Origin of the sequence: Geoglobus acetivorans, assembly GCF_000789255.1 — an archaeon.
GTDB classification, from domain to species: Archaea; Halobacteriota; Archaeoglobi; order Archaeoglobales; family Archaeoglobaceae; genus Geoglobus; species Geoglobus acetivorans_B.
On sequence record NZ_CP009552.1, the window covers coordinates 507,352 to 526,193 of the forward strand.

At 46.9% G+C, this 18,842-nt stretch carries 24 protein-coding genes; 13 read left to right on the forward strand and 11 right to left on the reverse strand.

Annotated elements, in window-relative coordinates; all coding sequences use genetic code 11:
- Positions 1–21 precede the first annotated feature (21 nt).
- The 4 genes from GACE_RS02940 to GACE_RS02955 all read left to right on the forward strand — a co-directional run bounded on the left by GACE_RS02940 (position 22) and on the right by GACE_RS02955 (position 3,620).
- The gene (locus GACE_RS02940; protein ID WP_318249311.1) at positions 22–1,128 is read left to right on the forward strand and encodes a tryptophan 7-halogenase; all 1,107 of its coding nucleotides are present in this window, start codon (positions 22–24) and stop codon (positions 1,126–1,128) included.
- 103 nt (positions 1,129–1,231) lie between these two features.
- Positions 1,232–2,053 (forward strand): F420-dependent methylenetetrahydromethanopterin dehydrogenase, encoded by an 822-nt coding sequence (locus GACE_RS02945; protein ID WP_048091046.1) that lies wholly within the window; start codon positions 1,232–1,234, stop codon positions 2,051–2,053.
- Positions 2,050–3,009: an ion channel gene (locus GACE_RS02950; protein ID WP_084063655.1), complete on the forward strand. Its 960-nt coding sequence runs from the start codon at positions 2,050–2,052 to the stop codon at positions 3,007–3,009. Before GACE_RS02945 ends, GACE_RS02950 begins: the two co-directional genes overlap by 4 nt.
- On the forward strand, positions 3,006–3,620 hold the full coding sequence (locus tag GACE_RS02955; protein ID WP_048091050.1) for a potassium channel family protein: 615 nt from the start codon (positions 3,006–3,008) through the stop codon (positions 3,618–3,620). The genes GACE_RS02950 and GACE_RS02955 overlap by 4 nt, the downstream gene beginning before the upstream one ends.
- Here the strand turns inward: GACE_RS02955 and GACE_RS02960 are convergent.
- From GACE_RS02960 to GACE_RS02970, 3 genes are read right to left on the reverse strand one after another with little or no spacing between them, the layout of a single operon-like run.
- Positions 3,610–4,017: a hypothetical protein gene (locus tag GACE_RS02960; protein WP_048091052.1), complete on the reverse strand. Its 408-nt coding sequence runs from the start codon at positions 4,015–4,017 to the stop codon at positions 3,610–3,612. The two genes, GACE_RS02955 and GACE_RS02960, sit on opposite strands and share 11 nt — an antisense overlap.
- The gene (locus GACE_RS02965; RefSeq protein WP_048091054.1) at positions 4,014–4,481 is read right to left on the reverse strand and encodes a PUA domain-containing protein; all 468 of its coding nucleotides are present in this window, start codon (positions 4,479–4,481) and stop codon (positions 4,014–4,016) included. The genes GACE_RS02960 and GACE_RS02965 overlap by 4 nt, the downstream gene beginning before the upstream one ends.
- Positions 4,471–5,076, reverse strand: a complete 606-nt coding sequence (locus GACE_RS02970; protein ID WP_048091056.1) for an undecaprenyl diphosphate synthase family protein — start codon at positions 5,074–5,076, stop codon at positions 4,471–4,473. The genes GACE_RS02965 and GACE_RS02970 overlap by 11 nt, the downstream gene beginning before the upstream one ends.
- 41 nt (positions 5,077–5,117) lie before the next feature.
- On the opposite strand from GACE_RS02970, the gene GACE_RS02975 reads away from it, so the two are divergent.
- A complete protein-coding gene (locus GACE_RS02975) occupies positions 5,118–6,296 on the forward strand; it encodes a TIGR00297 family protein (protein ID WP_158413790.1) in 1,179 nt (392 codons plus the stop codon).
- Here the strand turns inward: GACE_RS02975 and GACE_RS02980 are convergent.
- Complete coding sequence (locus tag GACE_RS02980) at positions 6,241–8,085, reverse strand: S16 family serine protease (protein ID WP_048091061.1); 1,845 nt, start codon at positions 8,083–8,085, stop codon at positions 6,241–6,243. The two genes, GACE_RS02975 and GACE_RS02980, sit on opposite strands and share 56 nt — an antisense overlap.
- 263 nt (positions 8,086–8,348) lie before the next feature.
- Between GACE_RS02980 and GACE_RS02985 the strand changes: the two genes are divergently transcribed.
- The 3 genes from GACE_RS02985 to GACE_RS02995 all read left to right on the forward strand — a co-directional run bounded on the left by GACE_RS02985 (position 8,349) and on the right by GACE_RS02995 (position 11,356).
- The gene (locus tag GACE_RS02985; RefSeq protein WP_048091063.1) at positions 8,349–9,227 is read left to right on the forward strand and encodes a hypothetical protein; all 879 of its coding nucleotides are present in this window, start codon (positions 8,349–8,351) and stop codon (positions 9,225–9,227) included.
- Between the two features lie 141 nt (positions 9,228–9,368).
- Positions 9,369–10,274, forward strand: a complete 906-nt coding sequence (locus tag GACE_RS02990; protein WP_048090395.1) for an IS481 family transposase — start codon at positions 9,369–9,371, stop codon at positions 10,272–10,274.
- Between the two features lie 185 nt (positions 10,275–10,459).
- Entirely contained in the window at positions 10,460–11,356 is an 897-nt protein-coding gene (locus GACE_RS02995; RefSeq protein WP_048091067.1) for an MBL fold metallo-hydrolase, read from the forward strand.
- On the opposite strand, the gene GACE_RS03000 is transcribed toward GACE_RS02995, so the two are convergent.
- Genes GACE_RS03000 through GACE_RS11610 form a run of 4 tightly spaced genes read right to left on the reverse strand, consistent with a single transcriptional unit; the run spans position 11,337 to position 14,023 of the window.
- On the reverse strand, positions 11,337–12,026 hold the full coding sequence (locus tag GACE_RS03000; protein ID WP_318249279.1) for a queuosine precursor transporter: 690 nt from the start codon (positions 12,024–12,026) through the stop codon (positions 11,337–11,339). The two genes, GACE_RS02995 and GACE_RS03000, sit on opposite strands and share 20 nt — an antisense overlap.
- Positions 12,027–12,068: 42 nt before the next feature.
- Positions 12,069–13,127 (reverse strand): TIGR04084 family radical SAM/SPASM domain-containing protein, encoded by a 1,059-nt coding sequence (locus tag GACE_RS03005; protein ID WP_048091069.1) that lies wholly within the window; start codon positions 13,125–13,127, stop codon positions 12,069–12,071.
- 3 nt (positions 13,128–13,130) lie between these two features.
- Positions 13,131–13,829 (reverse strand): metallophosphoesterase, encoded by a 699-nt coding sequence (locus GACE_RS03010; protein ID WP_048091071.1) that lies wholly within the window; start codon positions 13,827–13,829, stop codon positions 13,131–13,133.
- Positions 13,830–13,870: 41 nt separating this feature from the next.
- Positions 13,871–14,023, reverse strand: a complete 153-nt coding sequence (locus tag GACE_RS11610) for a hypothetical protein (protein ID WP_158413791.1) — start codon at positions 14,021–14,023, stop codon at positions 13,871–13,873.
- Between the two features lie 118 nt (positions 14,024–14,141).
- Here GACE_RS11610 and GACE_RS03015 point away from each other — a divergent pair, with 118 nt between their 5' ends.
- From GACE_RS03015 to GACE_RS03030, 4 genes are all read left to right on the forward strand, one after another.
- Positions 14,142–14,312, forward strand: a complete 171-nt coding sequence (locus GACE_RS03015; RefSeq protein WP_048091073.1) for a 4Fe-4S binding protein — start codon at positions 14,142–14,144, stop codon at positions 14,310–14,312.
- A gap of 73 nt (positions 14,313–14,385) precedes the next feature.
- The gene (locus GACE_RS03020) at positions 14,386–15,021 is read left to right on the forward strand and encodes an Era-like GTP-binding protein (protein WP_048091075.1); all 636 of its coding nucleotides are present in this window, start codon (positions 14,386–14,388) and stop codon (positions 15,019–15,021) included.
- Positions 15,022–15,026: 5 nt separating this feature from the next.
- Complete coding sequence (locus GACE_RS03025; protein ID WP_084063749.1) at positions 15,027–15,380, forward strand: DUF2073 domain-containing protein; 354 nt, start codon at positions 15,027–15,029, stop codon at positions 15,378–15,380.
- Positions 15,380–15,679: an OapC/ArvC family zinc-ribbon domain-containing protein gene (locus GACE_RS03030; protein ID WP_048091078.1), complete on the forward strand. Its 300-nt coding sequence runs from the start codon at positions 15,380–15,382 to the stop codon at positions 15,677–15,679. The genes GACE_RS03025 and GACE_RS03030 overlap by 1 nt, the downstream gene beginning before the upstream one ends.
- On the opposite strand, the gene GACE_RS03035 is transcribed toward GACE_RS03030, so the two are convergent.
- Positions 15,676–17,112 carry a DHH family phosphoesterase gene (locus GACE_RS03035; RefSeq protein ID WP_048091079.1) on the reverse strand — a complete coding sequence of 479 codons (1,437 nt, stop codon included), beginning with the start codon at positions 17,110–17,112 and terminating at the stop codon, positions 15,676–15,678. The two genes, GACE_RS03030 and GACE_RS03035, sit on opposite strands and share 4 nt — an antisense overlap.
- Positions 17,113–17,274: 162 nt before the next feature.
- Between GACE_RS03035 and GACE_RS03040 the strand changes: the two genes are divergently transcribed.
- Positions 17,275–17,466 (forward strand): DUF5371 family protein, encoded by a 192-nt coding sequence (locus GACE_RS03040; protein WP_048093572.1) that lies wholly within the window; start codon positions 17,275–17,277, stop codon positions 17,464–17,466.
- Between the two features lie 16 nt (positions 17,467–17,482).
- Here the strand turns inward: GACE_RS03040 and GACE_RS03045 are convergent, their stop codons facing one another.
- Both GACE_RS03045 and GACE_RS03050 read right to left on the reverse strand, forming a co-directional pair.
- A complete protein-coding gene (locus GACE_RS03045; protein WP_048091080.1) occupies positions 17,483–18,565 on the reverse strand; it encodes an NAD(P)/FAD-dependent oxidoreductase in 1,083 nt (360 codons plus the stop codon).
- Positions 18,562–18,840, reverse strand: coding sequence for a (2Fe-2S)-binding protein (locus GACE_RS03050; RefSeq protein ID WP_048093574.1), 279 nt, complete (start codon positions 18,838–18,840; stop codon positions 18,562–18,564). The genes GACE_RS03045 and GACE_RS03050 overlap by 4 nt, the downstream gene beginning before the upstream one ends.
- Between the last annotated feature and the right edge of the window lie 2 nt (positions 18,841–18,842).

Below are 18,842 nucleotides of genomic sequence, written 5' to 3' on the forward strand. Positions count from 1 at the left end.
TCAATTTTCTTTCTGTTGAGGGTGCTGGTTTCTGGTGGGGGTGTAGCGGGAAGCACATCGGCCATAAATATTGGGGAAAAAGCAGATGTAACGATTGTTGAGGCCAAATTAGCACCAGGCTTTCCTGTTAAGTGCGGTGGGCTGATAAGTGAGGACTGTTACAGAGCATACTCAGAATATGTGGATGTCAGAAAAGCCCTGCTGAACCACATTAAAGGAGCGTTCTTTTTCTCTCCCACGGGAAAACATCTTGAGCTTTACGGAAGCTCGGGAGCAGTGGTTATTGAACGGAAAATCTTTGATCAGCTTCTTTTGCGGGAGGCCTCAAACTTCTCCGAGGTGATTGTTAAATCAAAAGTCGATGCGGTCGGAGATGGAAAGGCGAGGATAATCACGCCGGAGGGTGAGAGATTCGTAGAATTCGATGTTGTGATTGGCGCCGATGGGGCTGAAAGCAGGGTTGCGAGAGATCTGGGCTTCAGAAGACCTGAATTCTTTGTGGCCAAGCAGTATCTCATGGAGTTTGAGGTTCTTGATGAAAACATGGTGGAGCTGTATTTTGGGAAAAGCTATTCTGATGGGTTTTTTGCGTATGCGATTCCTCTGGAAGGTGACCTGGCGAGGGTGGGCGTGGTTTCGAGAAGCAACCCTGAGGGGTATCTCAGGGCGCTACTGGAAAAACATCCTGACGTGTCTCGAAGAAGAAAGGGTGGCATTCTTGAGGTTAATGCCGGGGCGATTCCGGCAGGGCTGGCGGAGTTTGTTAGGGCTAATGCGGTTTTGATAGGCGACTCGGCAGGAATGGTGAAGCCGTACACGGGTGGGGGACTGTATTACCTGCTGAGAGCATCTGAAATTCTCGGGGAGGTCTTCCCTGATCTGCAGGCATTCAGGAAATCATATCTGGATGAGCTCGGGAAGGAGTACAGGACTGGGGAGAGCATTCAGAAACTTTACGGGATTCTTGACGATTCCGAGTATGATTTTCTCATTGAAATTGGAAGGGATGTTGATTTCTCGGCAATACACATGGATTCTCCGTCTTCTCTACTCCGGCTGATCCCTTCTGCCCTGAAGGTGATAAGGAGACCCACTCTGATCAAAAAAATAGCGGGTTCGTTCCTTTAGATTTCTGCTGTGCCAAATTCCCGTGGGAGAATGACTGATCTGTCAGACTCCGTTAAAAAAAGAAAATGTTTTAACCGCATTATTATCTATTAATTTCGGTGATATTATGGTGAAGGTTGGAGTTCTGAAAATGGGTGCAATTGGCACGGCTCTCCTTGTGGAGTATCTTCTTGACGAGAGAGCAGATAGGGGAGATATCGAGGTTAGGGTAGTTACAAGCGGTGCAAAAATGCAGCCTGAAGAGGCTGTTGTTGCTGAAAAACTCAGGGAATTTGACCCGGACGTTGTTATAGTAATATCTCCGAATGCGGCACTTCCCGGACCAAAGGCAGCGAGGGAAGCATTCGAAGGAAAACCCGTGATAGTCATCAGCGACGCACCTGCAAAGAAGGCGAAAGAGGAGTTTGAGGAGAAGGGCTTTGGCTATATTCTCATCAACGCTGATTCGATGATCGGTGCGAGAAGGGAGTTCCTTGATCCAACAGAAATGGCTCTGTTCAACTCTGACGTGGTGAAGGTTCTTGCGGCAACCGGAGCTTTCAGGATCGTCCAGGAGGAGCTTGACAGGGTTATTGAGGCGATCAAGAAGGGCGAGACTCCTGAGCTGCCAAAAATGGTGATCACCGCCCAGAAGGCAGTCAAAGCCGGAAACTTCCAGAACCCGTACGCCAAGGCCAAGGCCATGGCAGCGTACTTCATTGCCGAGAAGGTTGCAGACATCGATGTTAAGGGATGCTTCATCGAGAGAGACCCCGAGAAGTACATACCTCTCGTTGCATCCGCCCATGAGATGATGAGGGTTGCGGCTTTGCTTGCCGACCAGGCAAGAGAGATTGAGAAGTGCAACGATACGGTTTACAGAACACCACACTCAAAAGAGGGAGAAATACTTAAAAAGTTTGAACTCATGGGAAAACCTGAATGAGAAGGAGAGCAATTTTATTAGTATCTCTATTTATTTTTACAATTTTAGTTATTTCTGTGGTTGCATACCACATCAAGCTGATGGAGGGGGATGAGGTCTCGTTTGTTGATGCGATTTACTGGACCATAACCACGATGACGACCGTGGGTTATGGCGACATCGTGATGAAAACACCCACAGGGAAAATATTTTCGATCTTTGTTCAGATTTACGGAATCGCCTTCCTTTTCGGCATAGCTTTTCCCTACATAGTCGTGCCATGGGCCGAAAGGAAATTTCTTCTGAAACTCCCTGAAAAAGCTGAACTCGAGAGACATGTTGCGGTTTTCGGGTTTACCAAACTCACACCGTTCCTTGTGGAAGAGCTTGAAAAAATGGGGATTGACTACATTATCGTTGAGGATTCAAGAGAGAAGGCCATACAGGCCATAGAGAACGGCTACAGTGTGGTGCATTCACAGATGGATAATGTGGTCGAAACTGCAAACCTGGAGAAGGCAATGGCAATCGTCATAATGTGGGAGGAGGTGGAAAAAAGCATAGACGTGCTGATAACCGTAAAGGACATGAGCGTTCAGAAACTTGCGGTGGTTTCAGACCCACGTTACGCAAAATATCTCCATTACGCGGGGGTTGATAAGGTCATAACACCCAAGAGTGTTGCCGGAGTTCACATCGCCAACATTCTCACGGAGAAGCAGAGGGGAGTGCTGAATATAAGAAAAATTCTGGCAAACCACGGAATCACCGAAATAATGCTCCCAAAGAAATCCAGACTGGCTGGATCAACCGTCGAAACTCTTCAGAGCAGATACAATGTGAAAATAATAGCGGTTTGCAGAGAGGGGCGCCTCGTATTCAGGCCAGACAGGAACTACAGGATTGGTGAGGGGAGCATAATCCTTGCGTTTGGGGAAGACAGGGACCTTTACAGCCTGCTGAGGGATGCGTCATGAAGGTTCTCCTGATCGGTTTCGGAGACGTTGGAAGGGCTGTTGCCCGGATTCTGCTGTCGAGGAATATCGAGGTTACGGCTGTGGACGTATCTGAAACGAGAATGGATGGTGTGAACTTCATCAAGACAGATGCATTATCCGAGGAACTTTACGAATTTGTTGATCTCGACGAATATTCTGCGGCGATTATTGCTCTGCCAAATGATGTTGATGCTCTGCTCTGCATAATGATGATCAAAAAGAAAAAAGAGGACCTGCTGATTTTTGCGAGATGCAATAACCCCTCCTACAGGGAAAAGATGAGCATTGCCGGGGCAGATTATGTGGTAGATATATCCACGATCACGTCTCAGATGATCCTCTCGACGATTTTCAGGGAAGAGGCAGAGAAGAGGCTCCTCTATGAGAACATCCATGTGAGGACCTACACTGTTTCCGAGAACTCCCCTCTGGTGGGGAGGAGAGTGGAGGATTTTGACGACGTTTTGATACTGGGCATGGAGAAAGACGGAGCCGTCAGGCATGAGGGGGTTATTGAACCCGGATCGAAGATAGCGGTGGTCGGGGAGATTGAGGTTCTGAAGGCGTTTGAAGAAAGGTTTATGACTTAGACACTATTATCTTTCCTCCTTCAAGCCTTCCGATCTTTGCGTAACCCTCTATGACTATTCTGTTGGCCTTCACGAACCCAATAACGCTTCCTTCCCTTATTATGACCGAATCGCCTTTGACGAATTTACCCCTGCACTTTGGAAAAATCAGAACGTTCCCCTCAGCAACAATCTCGTTGAACTCGGTTTTTGGCCCGATAATCGCTTTTTCGCACAGTATTGATCCCCCAACAAAGTTCCTTCCGGCAAGTTTTACCTCACTGGCCTCTATATTGCCCCAGAAACTGGACAGGATTCCTGCAAAAACGGTTCCATCAAATCTGAGGTGCCTGTCAACTATCGAGTCCTTTCCCACTATCAGAGTTTTTCCATCCCTGCTGAGCCTGTATTTCTTCATTTTCTTACCCCCTGTCTCACGTCCACCGCCACTCCTCTCTGGAATTCCAGCATTTCAAAAGCAGAAAGAACGGCTTTCCCTGTGGCAAGCAGGATGTCGCTCTCATCGACCACGATAACCTCGTCGTTGGCCCTTATGGTGCTATCAACATCAACCACATGCTTTGCAAAGACGTTTTTGCCTGCTGCAATGAACTCTGCAACCCTGCTATCAACCACAACCCGCAGCTGCGGATAAGGGAGCAAGTCCTTCAACCTCCTTGCACCCTCTATGCTTATGGAGAGCCAGCCACTTTCGGGTTTGATTGTGGCTATTCTCCTGCCGTCATCCGTAATCTGCCTGATCTTCCCGGTTTTTCTGGATACTATGAACTGGCATGATTCCGGAAAAAGCGCCTTTCCGGCACCTCTCCCGAACTGATAATCTGCCAGGACCCTTACGGTCTTGAGGTATCTATCTTCCATATCTCCTCTCCCTCTTCTGGTATTCTCTCAGAATTCTCAAAAAGTCAATGTATCTTAAGTTTTTCCAGTCAACATCATAAAACATGTGCTCGCTGTATATGCTCTGCCATATCAGAAAATCGTCAAGCTCGAAATTGGCTCTGAGTATAAGGTCGGGTTCAGACTTCACTCTCAATCTTTTTTCGATCTCCCTTTCATCTATTGCGTCTGGCATGACCTTTCCTTTCAGGACATCTTCAGCAAGCTCCTTTGCAATCTGAACAAGCTCCCTCCTTCCACTGAGTGCGTTCAGAAATACCCTGACCCTGCCTTCACCGCTTTTTTCAAGAGTCGTGTTTTCTGTAACGATACACGCCCGGCAGGGGATTCTGTATGCCAGTTTTTTCAGGTCTTCAAAACTTGCGTTCCCGTTTATGGCGAACGTAATTTCCCGGACATCAAAGCTGTCACACCACCTGATAAAACTTCGGACACCGTTAAAACCTTCGTTTATTTCCCTGAATGAGGTGATGACCATAATGTGAGCTGGAACTTTTTTTCCCCTGACCTCTTTTTCGAGTTTTCTGATGTAGAGCCTGTAAATGAGTTCGATCATTTGGATACCTTTTTATTCAAACGCAAATAAAAATGTTCCCGATGGATATAGCACTGGCGCTCCTGGCATACCTGTATCCGAAACTGGATGTGGTGGGAATTACCGGACTGGCAATCGCACTTCTGATTTACCGGGCCTCGAAGATTCGCAAAATTGAACTCAGAGGTAACTTTGAAGAGGACTCTTTTTTCGCCATTCTGCTTTTCATGTTTCTGACCTTATCCGTTCACTTCAACCTCATACCTGCCTACACTGCTGTGCCTGCGATTTTTGTGTCATCACTGAGAGTTAGAATGCCCTACTACCTTTCAATCCCGGTTTACTTTGCAATGTCCACAGTCTTTCTGAGTTACTTCCCCAATCCCTGGAATTTTACCCTTATTTTGCTGATCTCTCTCACAGTTTCACTCGCCACAACCCTGATAATGCATGCTGCGGAGAACACCTCCTATTCGATCCCCCTGATACTCACGAATCTTTCTGTGCTGATAGCTTTTGAGATATACCGGATAGATGTCAGTGAAGTTGAGCTGATTACCGGATTTCTGCTCGCTTTCGTTCTCAGCATGATCGCCTACCGGGCCGGTGTTGCGGATGAGACAGGACTCATGGCAGCCACAATTACTGGGATGCTCATCATCGTCTCTGCAAGCCTGAAATTCTTTGTCATTCTCCTCCTCTTCTATGCTGTTGGGTCTGCAGCAACCAAATACCGGTACAAAGAAAAAGAACGTCTCGGAATAGGTGAACCAGCAGGTGGAGCGAGAGGATATGTGAATGTTTTTGCCAACAGCTTTCCGGCACTGTTTTTCTCCCTGAATTATGGCTACATGGACGAACGTGTGTTTGCCCTCGCATTTACCGCGAGCCTCGCAACTGCTCTTGGAGACACAATGGCCAGTGAAATAGGCAAGATGGCTGAAAGAGTGTACCTCATCACGACGTTTGAAAGAATAACACCGGGAGAAAGCGGCGGGGTCTCGGTTAGGGGTGAAATTGCTGCTCTCACAGGCGCCGCTCTGATCTCCCTTTCTGCCTCACTTCTCGGAATCCTCACTTTTCAGGAGGCCCTGATTTCCATGGTAGCGGGATTTGTCGGGGTTCATGTGGATAGCGTTCTCGGAGCAACCTTAGAGAAAAAAGGTATGTTGAACAATGCAGGTGTTAACCTTTTCGCCACACTCTCCGCAGGATTGCTGTGCCTGCTAACAGTGCTGTAACCGCAGCGGCGCCTTCAAATCCGGGCAGGCTGAATATTTTTTCTATCTGTCTTTCCACTATGGTTGGGACTTCTGGCGTTATTTTCATTTCTGGATGCCTGTAATTGACTTCAACGAGCTCAACGCTCTCCTTGCCGCCTATCGCCACCAGAGTCTTCGCTATTCTTTCCGAGAGCTTGTAGTAGTACAGCTTCCACACACCATCTGATGTCTCTCCAAACTCGTAATATGCATAGGGGAGCATTGGTATTGTGTATTTCTCGGCAATGCCTATTGCGTTTTCCACAGAACTTTTTGAGGTGTTTATTTTCTCGTTAAGGTCCTTATCGCTGTTTATGGCGAGAACCTCAATGGATATTGCGGATTTGACCATGCTGTCTATGGCTGCAAAAACCGTTCCGGCGTAGTAGCCGTTGTTGTACAGCTCTTCAGCGAGTTTTAAACTCTCGTCGGCTGAGCTATCGCCGTACAGGAGCGACTGCACTCCTCCTATTTCCCCGGCATAGACAAACAGGGATTCCGCCATGCTCAGGTAGAAATCAGCCCTCCTCTTGATCTCGTCGGGGTTCATCTGCGTATCCTCCTTGATTTCCGGCAGGAGAGACATCCAGACCTTCGCACTTTCCACTCTCTCCTTTGCAAGTGCGAGATTCACGATGGCGTCGTCCCAGTTGCTGGCAGTGGTCGCTTTTTCGAGGTAATTCTCAGCCTTTGCAAGTCTTTCCTGTGCTGCACCAACTATCTGGAATGATGCGAGACCCATTTCATAGGACTCAGCGACCCTCTTGGTGGATTCTATCTCGTCCCTGATGACCTTCTCCTCCACACTGAACGATGAATCGTCCTTTATCCTGGATCTGTATATCTCCTCCCTCATGAGTATCTTGGCAGTGAAGTAGGTGCTTGTTGATGAGTAGTAATAGCCCTCGCTGTAATACTCTTCACCCTTTTTGAGCCTCTCGTCAATGGATTTTTTAGTTTCAGAGTCTGCAACTTTTTCAAATTCCTTGTACAGGTCCATTGCGTCTTTTTTCATCCTTTCGGCGAGGATTTTCATCAGGTCAGCGTATTTCTCGGTTTCGAGCTTGCCCTCCTCGTGCTTCAGCTCCACCCCTGCGTAGTATTTCAGTGCCTCGGTGATGTTCTCTATCTCAACAACTTTAACACCAAGGCTCTGTCCATATTTTACAAGGTCCACGGTTTTTGTTTCCGTGTTGACAATTATGAACGGCCCTTTCTGGGCTTTTTCTGTTTCAAGGACCTTCTCGTATCTCTGACCCTTGGGGATAAGAAATATTTTGGCTCCGTTTTCTGCAGCAGCCTCCAGCTTGTATTTTATCCCTCCAACCGGACCTATGCTTCCGTCCGGGTATATCATTCCGGTCATGTAGACATCTTTTCTGAGGGTCAGGTTTTCGAGAGCGGCAATTGTGGCGATTGTCATCACGGCTCCTGCTGAGGGCCCGCCCACGATGGTGGACTTTGCTTCAATTGTGTAGAAAAAGTCATGTTTCAGAAAATCGTTTCCTGTCAGATCGCAGGCAGTCAGAGCGGCAAGCTGTGCGCTGCCCTGCATGTCTATCTCGGTAAATGGAGAAACCGACACAAAAACTCTCCCTGTTCCGGGGGTGACTATCACGGAGATGTCTATGGTCGCACCCTTGTTCTCACCACTTACGACTGCAACTGCCTTTATCTGCTTTTCAGTATAGTTTGCAAACTGTGCATTGGCGTACGGGGCTAACAGAATCAGAATGAGGAAAAAAGACAGAATATTTTTGACTTTCATGTTTATTAAGTAACAAGATATCGATTTAATAACTTTTTGACTCCCACGCTGTTTTGCTTTCTGACACAGTACCTTCACCTGCTGATTTCCACTTTGGATTTGTTTTGGGTTAAACGCTGCGTACCCGGCTGCATGCCTGAACAACCTTGGGTGTGGAGACTCCGGAAATTACTAAATATGATGTGCTGAATAACTGTAATATGAAGTCTCAAACAGCCCGGCAAACACGTTGCTGTTTGGGCTCTGAAAAATGAGGTGATGATGTGAACAAATCGTATCTGGTTTTTGTGTTCTCGCTGCTTGCCGGCGTTTTGGTTGTCGCCGTGTTAAGCGGATGTTCTGACCAGAACTCTGGTATAACCCCGTCTGACCGGGTGGGTGGGAATTTTGCAGGTGGCATAAAAGACATATCAAAAGTTGCGCCTGCCAACCTGACTGAAGGCGTTATTTCATACACAAACCTGAAGCAGATTAGAGAGGATGCAGGTATGCAGAAGGAATACGCCATGCTGGTTGAGGGACTCCGTGTTTTCAATTTGACATTCTCTGTAAATCCTGAGGACATCGATTCATACGTCCGGGGCATAGGCTGGGGAGCAATCACTGGAAGTTTCGACATCGAAGGTGTTCGAAACGCTCTGAACAATCTCGAATTCAGCCAGGGCGAGTACAGGGGCGTGGAATTCTGGACACCCCAGTCAAATGACAAGGGTGCAGTTGCAGTTGTGGGGAACATGCTGATTTTTGGAGAAAAGGATGTGATTATGGGGATAATCGATAACATGAAGGGAGCGAAATCATCCCTGTACGATGACAGCGAGTCTGTGAGGGCGGTGGTTGATGATTTGCCCGATGGCTTCATCATGCGTCTTGTCCCCACTGCAGGACTCTATTATGAGGGTGTGGAGGCAATTGGCGCCAGCGTGGTGAAGGACAATGCTGGCACTCTCAAGCTGATTGGAGTTTTCAGGTTCAACAGCTCAACATACGCCGAGAAGGTTGGGCCTGAGATCGAGACGAACTTCCAGAAGTCTCCGTATTACAGTGACGTGAGTGTCGTTCAGTCGGGAGATATGGTGAAGGTTGTTGCGGAAATTGATGCCGGAAACGCTACAGAATTCGTGGTGAGAATGGGGTACTGACCTTTTAATTTTTGTAATTCTGTAAATTCATATTTATTCTGGACATTTCGGCCGGGGTTTGCTGTGTCCTCTGGGCGTGGATGACCGCACCGGATGTACTGTCTTTTCCCGAAATTATTTCCCACTTCAACAAACCCCCATGTGAAACTTGACGAGAAAGCGATAAAATGGATTATCAGAGAGAAAGAGAAGGGTACACCGACAAAGGAGATAGCAGAGATCGAAAACATAACACCAAGAAGAGTAAATCAGATCTACAAGCAATACAAAGATACTGGAGAAATACCAAAGCCAAAGAAACCAGGTAGACCTAAAAAAGAACTATCAGAAGAAGAAATAGAAGCCATAAAAGAAGCCTATGAAGAGTACAGGTGTAATGCAGTAGTTCTCCAAACAATCTTAAAGGAAAGAGGTTACAGAATAAGCAAGAACAAAATACACGAAGTGTTGAGAATGAACGGCTATGCTAAGGAGGAGAAGAACAAGAAAAAGCGTAAAAAGTGGATAAGGTATGAGAGAAAGCACTCTATGGAATTATGGCATGCAGACTGGTTTTTCTATAACGGGAAGTGGATAATTGCTTATCTGGACGATGCTTCCCGTCTGATTACTGGTTACGGAGTATTTGATAAAGCAACATCTGAGAATGCCATAAAAGTGCTAAAAGAAGCCATGGATGATTATGGCAGGCCGGAATCAATCCTGACGGATAGAGGTACTCAGTTCTACGCATCTGCAGGGGAGAAGAAGGCTAAAGGAGTATCTAAATTTGAGAAATTCCTTGCAGAGAATGAAATTAAGCATATTGTGGGTAGGGTGAATCACCCACAAACGAATGGAAAGATAGAGAGGTTCTATGGAACGCTGGAAGCTAAAATCAAGTATTTCGATACAGTAGATGAATTCATGGAGTGGTACAATCACAAAAGACCCCACATGAGTCTCAACTTAGATGAACTGGAGACTCCCTATAAAGCATTTTTGAGAAAGTTGACTCCTGAGAGAATATTGAGTTATTCGTGGAGGTGGTTTGATGGTGGGAAATGATTTTAGGAAACTACAGTATCGGCTCATTTAAAAAAGTTAAAATAATCGATTAGAAAATCATTATTAATCATTGAATTAATGAGCATAAAGCTTTTTAAATTAAACAGGACAACCCATGGAACATGGAGATTCCTGAAAAATGCCAGGATTGCATGATATGCTACAGAAAGAAGAGGGATAGATGAATGGAACTGCTTGAGATAGCGGAATCATACGGGATTCTTATTTTCAGACGGAGGTTCGGGTCGAGATTCAGACCTCACTTATCTGTGAGAGTCAGGGAGCTTAACGTAGATTTTCATGTGGACAGCTCACCCGGCAGGGGGTACAACATCATAACTCATGCGCACACGGATCATTACGGTAACAGGAACATGAAAAATTTCAAGGCAATTGCATCTGTCGAGACATCCAGGATTCTGAATGCAACCGAGAATCAGCCTTTCAGGGGAATAGTTCATAATGTTGGCGAAAAGCTCAGTCTCTCCGGCGTCACCATTGAGACGTATCCCACACATCACATGCACGGCTCATCTGCCTATTATTTCAGAGAAAATAATCTGCTCATAACAGGTGATGTGAAGGACTACTCAAATCTACCCCGGTGTGATGTGCTCATCACCGAGGCCACTTACGGTCATCCGGTCCACGTCTTCAACGATGAACTTGACAGGGTTATTGAGGTGGCCGAACAGGGTTACGAGCTTGGAGTATACCCAATAGGAAAGGCTCAGAGGATTGCAAGTCTTCTCTCAAAAAATGGTATTGGCTTTCAGGCGTCAGAAAAAATTGAGAAAATCTGTAAGGTGCTCGGAATAGAGTTTGAGCCGGGAGATTCCAGGCTGGTCTCGCCGAAAGAGGTGAAAAACGGCTTTGTTCTGTCTGCTCAGAGGTTCTACAGGAGGAGAATCGTAGTTAGCGACCATGTCGATTATGAGGGAATCATTGATATGGTCAATCACTGCGATCCGGAATACGTGATCTTCTATCACGGCAATCCGACAAATCAGCTCATAGAGGAGCTTGAAAGCGATGGGAGAAAGGTTCTGACGCTCAGGGACATCAATGTTTCTCTGAGCTGAATCCCATTGCTTTAACTGTTATGTACAGAAACGGAGTATCCAGCAGAGCAATTATCAGTTTCAGGACATACTGCCCTGCAATGAGTTCCAGCACCGGAGCCACTCCGTAGAATGCTATGGTGATGAAGATTGCAGTATCGATAAACTGTGAAATTGCTGTTGAAACGTTGTTTCTTATCCAGAGATGCCTTCTGCCAGTTTTCTGCCGGATGTAGTGGAACACATACACGTCATTCGTCTGGCTTATCACAAATGCGATCAGAGATGCGAGAACGATCCTCGGTGCGAGATTGAAGACTGCGTTAAACGAGTCGATAAATTCAGGGGGCATGAACGGGGCGGGGCTCCACAGCAATACCACCGAGATTACAATGAGGTAGATTATGTTGGCGATGAAGCCAGTTGCCACAGCCTTACCTGCAACGCCCTTTCCGTAGATTTCACTCAGAAAGTCTGTCAGCAAGAAAGTGACGCTGTACACAATCACACCAGCGGGAGCAATAATCCCTCCAACGGAGATCAGCTTCACCGCCACGATGTTGGCGATCACACTTAAAACGGCATAGACACCTATTATAATTTCGACACCAATTTTCTTCGCCGAAATCATGACGATTGCTGTTGTCGCCAGCATCAGTGCAGCCCACACAACGAACTCGTGCATCAGCATTGGTTGCACGCTCGCAACGTTCTGATTAAATAATTAACTGACTCAGGGTATTATCTCGGTTGTGTTGTTGTATTTCGGGTAATTCAGGTCTTCAAGCTCGATTATGCCCCTCTCTGCAAGTGATAATGCCTTGTTCCTTATGAGTTCCATCTCCCTGATCAGGTGAATCGTAGCATCGCAGAGAAGTCTGAAACCTCTGTCACCCCACAGCCTCTCTCTGTTAGTGAAGAGACATCTGCCACCGCATACACTGTAGTATCTGCAGGAAGGACATGGCTCCACAGGTTCGACAGTTCTTGCAATTCCTGTGTATATGTCTCCGGCATGGTTCCAGCTCAGGTCTGCTGCTATGGGACAGGCGACGATTCTTCCGTCGGTTGTGATGGCGAAGCTCTCAGTCCCGCTTCCGCATGGTGGTTTAGGCGAATCATTGAAGATCAAGGCTTTGAGCACTCCCAGGAACGGTACGATTCCCGGAACCACTCCCTTTTCAAGCTCCCGCATGAAGAACTCCGACAGTCTGGAGATTCCGCTCTTGTAGGCCTCTAACCATCTGCTGAAATCATCCCATATTCCTTCGGCACTCCACACAGCGTCTATCTGCCAGTGAACATGAGTGAAAATGCCGAGATTCAGCAGGTGTATCACGTCTCTGTAAATGTCTGTTTTCTGCGATGCGACCATTCTCGCTATGAGCTCGCCATTGAAATATCCTGAAATTTTTCTGGCGTTTTCCAGCACCTTCGTGTAAACCCCACCTCTGTAGAAGTCTGTAACTTCCCTGACACCGTCCACTGAAACCAGGATCGTGGAAAATCTCTCGATGTACTCCTTTTCGAGTCTGTTCAGAAGAAGACCATTGGTCTGGATTATGAAGTGTCTGGCCTCAACCTCGTCCATCAGTTTTTTCATGAGACCCATTTCAAGCAGTGGTTCTCCACCATAGAAAGCAATTGAAGGGTCGTTCATGGAGTTCAGGAAGTCTATGAGGTCTTCCGGATCATAGGTTATCTTTCTGGGCATCACGTTTTCGTCTATGCTGCCACCACAGTAAATGCAGTTCAGGTTGCACCTGCCCGTTAACATCACTATGAAGAGCATCGATTAAATCACATTGCCCAGGATTTTTAAATTCCCCAGGTTGTAAACCCCGTCTTCTATGGCATACACCTCTATCTCTTCAGGTCTGAAACCGCCAAGTATGGGTGACAGGAAATTGCCCTCCAGAATGTTTGAACCTGTGAAAAACTTTGAGAAACTCGGCAGCACCCAGACCTCTCTTTCATCATTGCTGCAGCGAAGAAAACATGGAAAACTGTATGTCGCTCCGGAATGCCGTATTTTTATGGATGGGTGTTCATGACCCATTATGATTCTGCGGGCAGGCGAATCGTTGTGACCATGAACCACTGTGTATTCTCCAATCTGGGCATCATCTTCAAGAGCAATGCCGTATCCTGAAAGAATTGTCTGAAGGTAGTTGTCATGGTTGCCCCTGACGACTCTCAGGTCAACAACCTCTCTGAGGTTTTCGACAAACCTCCGCACATCAGCCCACTCTCCAGGAATGTTTCTGCCAAATTCGTTCTTGAGGTCTCCAGCTATAATCAGCTCTCTGAGCCTGTGTTCTTCGATGAGGCTGTAGATTTCTTGAAGAATTTCGTCAATCTGAATCGATGGGATCGCTACCCCTTTCTCCTCAAGAACTCCCTCGATTCCGAGATGCAGGTCAGCGATAATACCTGTCTTTCGGAAGATTATCGCCCTCCTTTCGGACAGCACCAGATTGTCGAGCTTGAGCACGGAATAACCGGTGCGGCAGGGTTAAAAAATATGTATGTGGATTAGAAATCTGCCATAACAGTATATCTGTAAAGCTCATCCTCGTGGTACTCCATTGCCCTTGCGATTACCTGCTCTATGTAGTTCATGTACTGAATGCGTGCAAGGTGATATAACTGTCTTGTCCGTACTGCGAAAGTAATAGCATCTTTCAAATAAGTATAAAATTTATATTTTTGGAACCATTTGATGAAATTGGATGCTTTTCTGGTGAGAAAATTAAGAAAAAGTTATATTCGCCGCACGTTTCTCTCAATGCTGAGGTGATGTGAAATGCCAGCAGTAGTTGATGCTGAACTGTGTACCGCATGCGGAACGTGCGTGGATGAGTGCCCTGTAGGCGCTATTGAGCTGAACGATGTTGCGGAGATAAATGCAGACCTCTGCACGGAATGCGGGACATGTGTTGATGCATGTCCGAATGGTGCAATAAGCCTTCAGTAATTTCTAAAACTTTTTTATTTTTTGCCACAAGTTTTTTAATTTAGTCCCTGTTAATTTGTGAAGAGGGGTTAACATGGGGTTGATGGCCAGTTTAAGACTGAAATTCAAAAGCATGTTCAAGTGGTTCTTCAAGAAGGACAAAATGAGGATAGGAATATACGGTCCACCAAATGCCGGTAAAACAACCCTGGCCAACAGGATTCTCAGGGACTGGACAGGCGATGTTATGGGCTCTGAGAGCAATGTTCCTCATGAGACAAGAAGGGCAAAGCTGAGGGAGGGTGTTAAGATAGAGGTTGATGGAAAGAGCCTGACACTTGACATCATAGACACTCCTGGAATCGCCACGAAAATTGATTTCCACGAGTTTCTGAAATACGGCATGAGTGAGGAAGAGGCAAGAAGGAGAGCTAAGGAGGCCACTGAGGGTGTCATAGAGGCCATTAAATGGCTTGATGACCTTGATGGGGTTCTGCTGGTTATGGATTCTGCCGAGGACCCCTACACCCAGGTCAATGTAACGATTGTCGGCAACATCGAGGCCAGAGGTCTGCCGTTACTTATCGTTGCCAACAAGATAGATCTGCCCAATGCTTCTCCCGCAAGGATCAAGGCAGCCTTCCCGCAGCACACCGTCGTTCCCATATCTGCTCTGAAGGGCCTGAATATCGACACACTGTATCGAGTAATGGCAGAAAAATTCGGGTGATGGATATGGAAGGTATTCAGCTCAGTCTCATCTCGAGAGAAAAGCTTGAAAAAATGGCTTCAATGGAAAAGCTGAGAATGATACTTGACAATGTTAAAGAGGGCAAAATCGTGGTTCTTGAATCCGGTCTGACTCCTGAAGAGGAGGCGAAGCTAATCGAAATGACCATGCTCGAAATCGATCACGAAAATTTTGTTGGCATAGAGGTTGAGAGCTACCCGCCAAAGGAATCCTTTTTCTCAAAGCTGCTGGGCAGGAAGCCTGGAAGACTGACACTGATAGGCCCGGCAAACAGGGTGAAGACCCTCTCGAAACAGGAGGACCTGATCACAGCACTGGTTCAGCTTGGTGATGGGTGATGCCCCACCGATGCACCGAATGCGGAAAGGAGTATCCTGATGGCGATACAAGAATCCTGCAGGGATGTGAGTGTGGCAATAACAAGTTTCTCTACATTCCGAAGTCAAAGGGCAGGGAAATTGAGGAGATTAAGGAACAGTTTGAGAGAATAGAGAGTGTGAGGATAATTGCCCCGGGGATGTATGAACTGAACATCGAGAAGCTGATGGAGGGCGGAGAGGTCATAATTGCTCTGCAGGAAGACGGCAAGTACGCAATCCACCTGCCCTCTCTTCTCAAGAAGAAAAAGAAGGACTAAGGTTTTTCTTCAATTTCTATACCTATTGCATTGAGAAACCTTTTTCTTATTGCCTGGGTAACAAGCTTTGCGAGAGTTTCCTTATCGCTGACATCTCCGAATATGCCAAGCGGTATTTTTCCACCCGCAGCATGTGCGTGTCCACCTGCACCGCCAACATCCTTGAATGCATTCTTGAGAACCTCCCCGATATTGATTCTGACATCGGCGTTCCTTGCCGAGAGATAAACGGCATCCTTCATGACTCCGAATACGAGAACCGTGTTTATCCCCTCAAGCCTGAGGAGGAAGTCTGCGGCCTGTGGTAGTGTGTCCCTGTCGTTTATGAATCCAGCAAAGGAAAGGAGGAATGAGGAGTATATCTCCCTGTTCTTTATGGCTGTTGCAAGAACGTCGAGCGTTTCAGTAGACAGGGCTGGACCCTCCATTTTTTCGAGCAGCTCCCTGTCAACAAAGGGATACAGATAAGCTGAAGCGAGAAAATCATTTGTCCTTGCGTTTTTTCTGAAGCCCTCGGTTTCTGACTCAATTCCGAAGAAAAGCGATGTGGCAAGGGTTTTGGTTGGAACGATCTTGAGGTCCTGAAGGTAAAGCGCAAGGATTGTTGCGGTGGCGCCAACGTCATTCCTCATGTCAACAAATTCTGCCTCAACGTTTTCGGCGGGGTGATGGTCGATTACTATTGCTATTTCAAGGTCCCCTGGAATGGAATTATTGATACCCGGTCCGGAGGAATCCACTATTGCGAACTTTGAATATGATGACAGGTCAGCCTCTCCGGCTCTGATCATGGGTATTCCCAGGAGATTTACCATCGCCTTGTTCTGCTGGTGCTGGATTTCTCCGTAGTAAAGTATGTCTGCCTCAATTCCAAAGTGCTTTGCGATCTCCCTCAGCGCCAGAGCCGAGGAGATTGAGTCCGGATCAGGGTTGTCGTGTGTGAATATTCCCAGTTTTCCGTCGGTCTCCTGTATCACCGACCTGAGTTTTTTGAGTTTTCTCAGGGACTCTGCCTTTTTAAGACCACCAACGAGTGTGCTTTTCATGCTCTCTATTGGGGTTATGACGAGGTCAACCCCCGCCTCTTCAAGCTCCTCTTTTGATTTTAAATTGGACGCTCTTGAAACTATCAGAACCTCCCCGTTTTCCTTCCTAACTCTTTCGGCAACAATCCTGTTGGTCTCGTCCTTGGATGTCAGGATTAAAACTCCGGTAACCTTTCTGAAATCTATTTTGTTCAGAACCTCATCACTCTCTATGTCGCCGACAATTGCATCGATCTCCTCATCCTTGAGGACCTCAACTTTTTCAGGATTCACATCAACTGCAAGAATTTTTTTTCCCGAGGATATCAGGTCTTTGACAATGGCTGTGCCAAGTGCACCGCACCCGAGAATTACATAGTCGTAATTACCATTTACTTCTTCAGGCATCGGAGTATGATTAACTCAGAGCTATTTAAAATTTCCCAGAACTGGGCCGGACATTTAAAAAGGGTCGGATTGTCCGGAACAGTCTCGCTTTTTTTGCATTCCTTTCCGGTTTCACAAAACTTATATACAACAATGCACATTATCATCATTAGGTGATTGATGATGGTGAAGATTATTCATGCCCAGACCGTCTTACCAGAGGATGTGCTTGAAGAGTTGAAAAGGAAGACTGGTGAGCTTGCAACGAAAGATGCCCTTGCAAAGGCTGTTGAACATTACCTGATGTGTCCGTACACGCACGAAGAGCCTATCGGGAAGAGGCTTGAGGAAGTCATCAAAAAGAAAAGAAAGTGAGACTCATTCCTTATTTTTAAAATCTCCGCGGGCTGAACTCCTTCAGATTGGGGTTATCTCCCTTGACTATCAGCCTTGCAAGTTCTCTTCCAAGTGCTGGGGCGACTATCATTCCTGTGTGCTTGCCCAGGCCATTCGCCTGAACGAATCCATCCACTTCGGTAAATCCAACCACCGGCAGACCGTCTTTACCCTCGTCGTACACTCCAGCCCACTGTCTCAGCATTGCAAGGCCTTTGAGCATCGGAATGAGCTGTGTTGCCCTTTTAGCATATCTCGCTGCAAACTCGAGGGTGCTATCGGTGCTGATCTCCTGCACCTCTCTGCCGGTTATCCCACCGACTATCTCTCCCCTCGCTGACTGGCTCAGGTAAACTCCGTATGTTATATCATAGATGTACGGGTCCAGATAGGGTTTGATGCTCTCGGTTACGCAAATCTCCTCTTTCAGGATTTTGTTCTCAAGCTTTACACCGGCCTTCTCACTTACCTTATTGCTCCATGCACCTGCAGCATTCACCACGACATCTGCTTTGTGGAACTCTCCTCCTGCTCTGACGCCCCTGACTCCACCCTCAATGACGATTTCATCCACAGCGGTCTGATCCTTTATCTCCACACCGTTTTCTCTGCAACCCCTGGCAAGGCCCCATATCACAGGCCAGGGAAATATAACGCCCGATTCACTGCAGTAGGATGCCAGAACTATTGAGTCCGGGTTGAAGTCAGGTACAAGCTCTTTAACTTCTGAAGGCTCAACTATCTTTGATTTAACTCCGAGCTCATTCTGAATTCTTACGTCCTTCTTAAGCTTTTCAGCATCCGCATCACTTGCTGCGACCTTTACATACCCGTCTTTTCTGAAAAGGAAGTTGAAATCCACTTCAGCTGGCAGCTTATCGTAAAGCTCAAGGCTTTTCAGAGCGAAGGGTATCAGTTCTTTCTTGTCAATCATCGGCGTGATTCCACCGGAATTCCTCCCGCTTGCACCGTAGAGAAGGTACTTCTGCTCGAAAACTGTAACCTCGGCACCAAGCTTGGAAAGGTAGTATGCAGTTGATAGTCCCATCACACCAGCGCCGATAATCGCCACCTTCATTCTGATTCACCACCTTCCGACAGGACGTACAGCGGGACAGGGTTCACGGGTGGCCTCTGAGTGGTTACACCGATCTCTTCAGGACTTTTTCCTGTTTTCTGTGAGAGTATCCTTATGATGTGCATGAGGCAGCCCTTACCCTGACAGGCTCCGGTGGTGGCACCGGTGTATCTCTTCAGGCTTTCGAGGTTATCATATCCTTCTTCAATGGCGTGAATAATTTCCTCCTCAGTCAGATCCTCACATCTGCAAACAATCTTTCTTTCCTTGACCATGT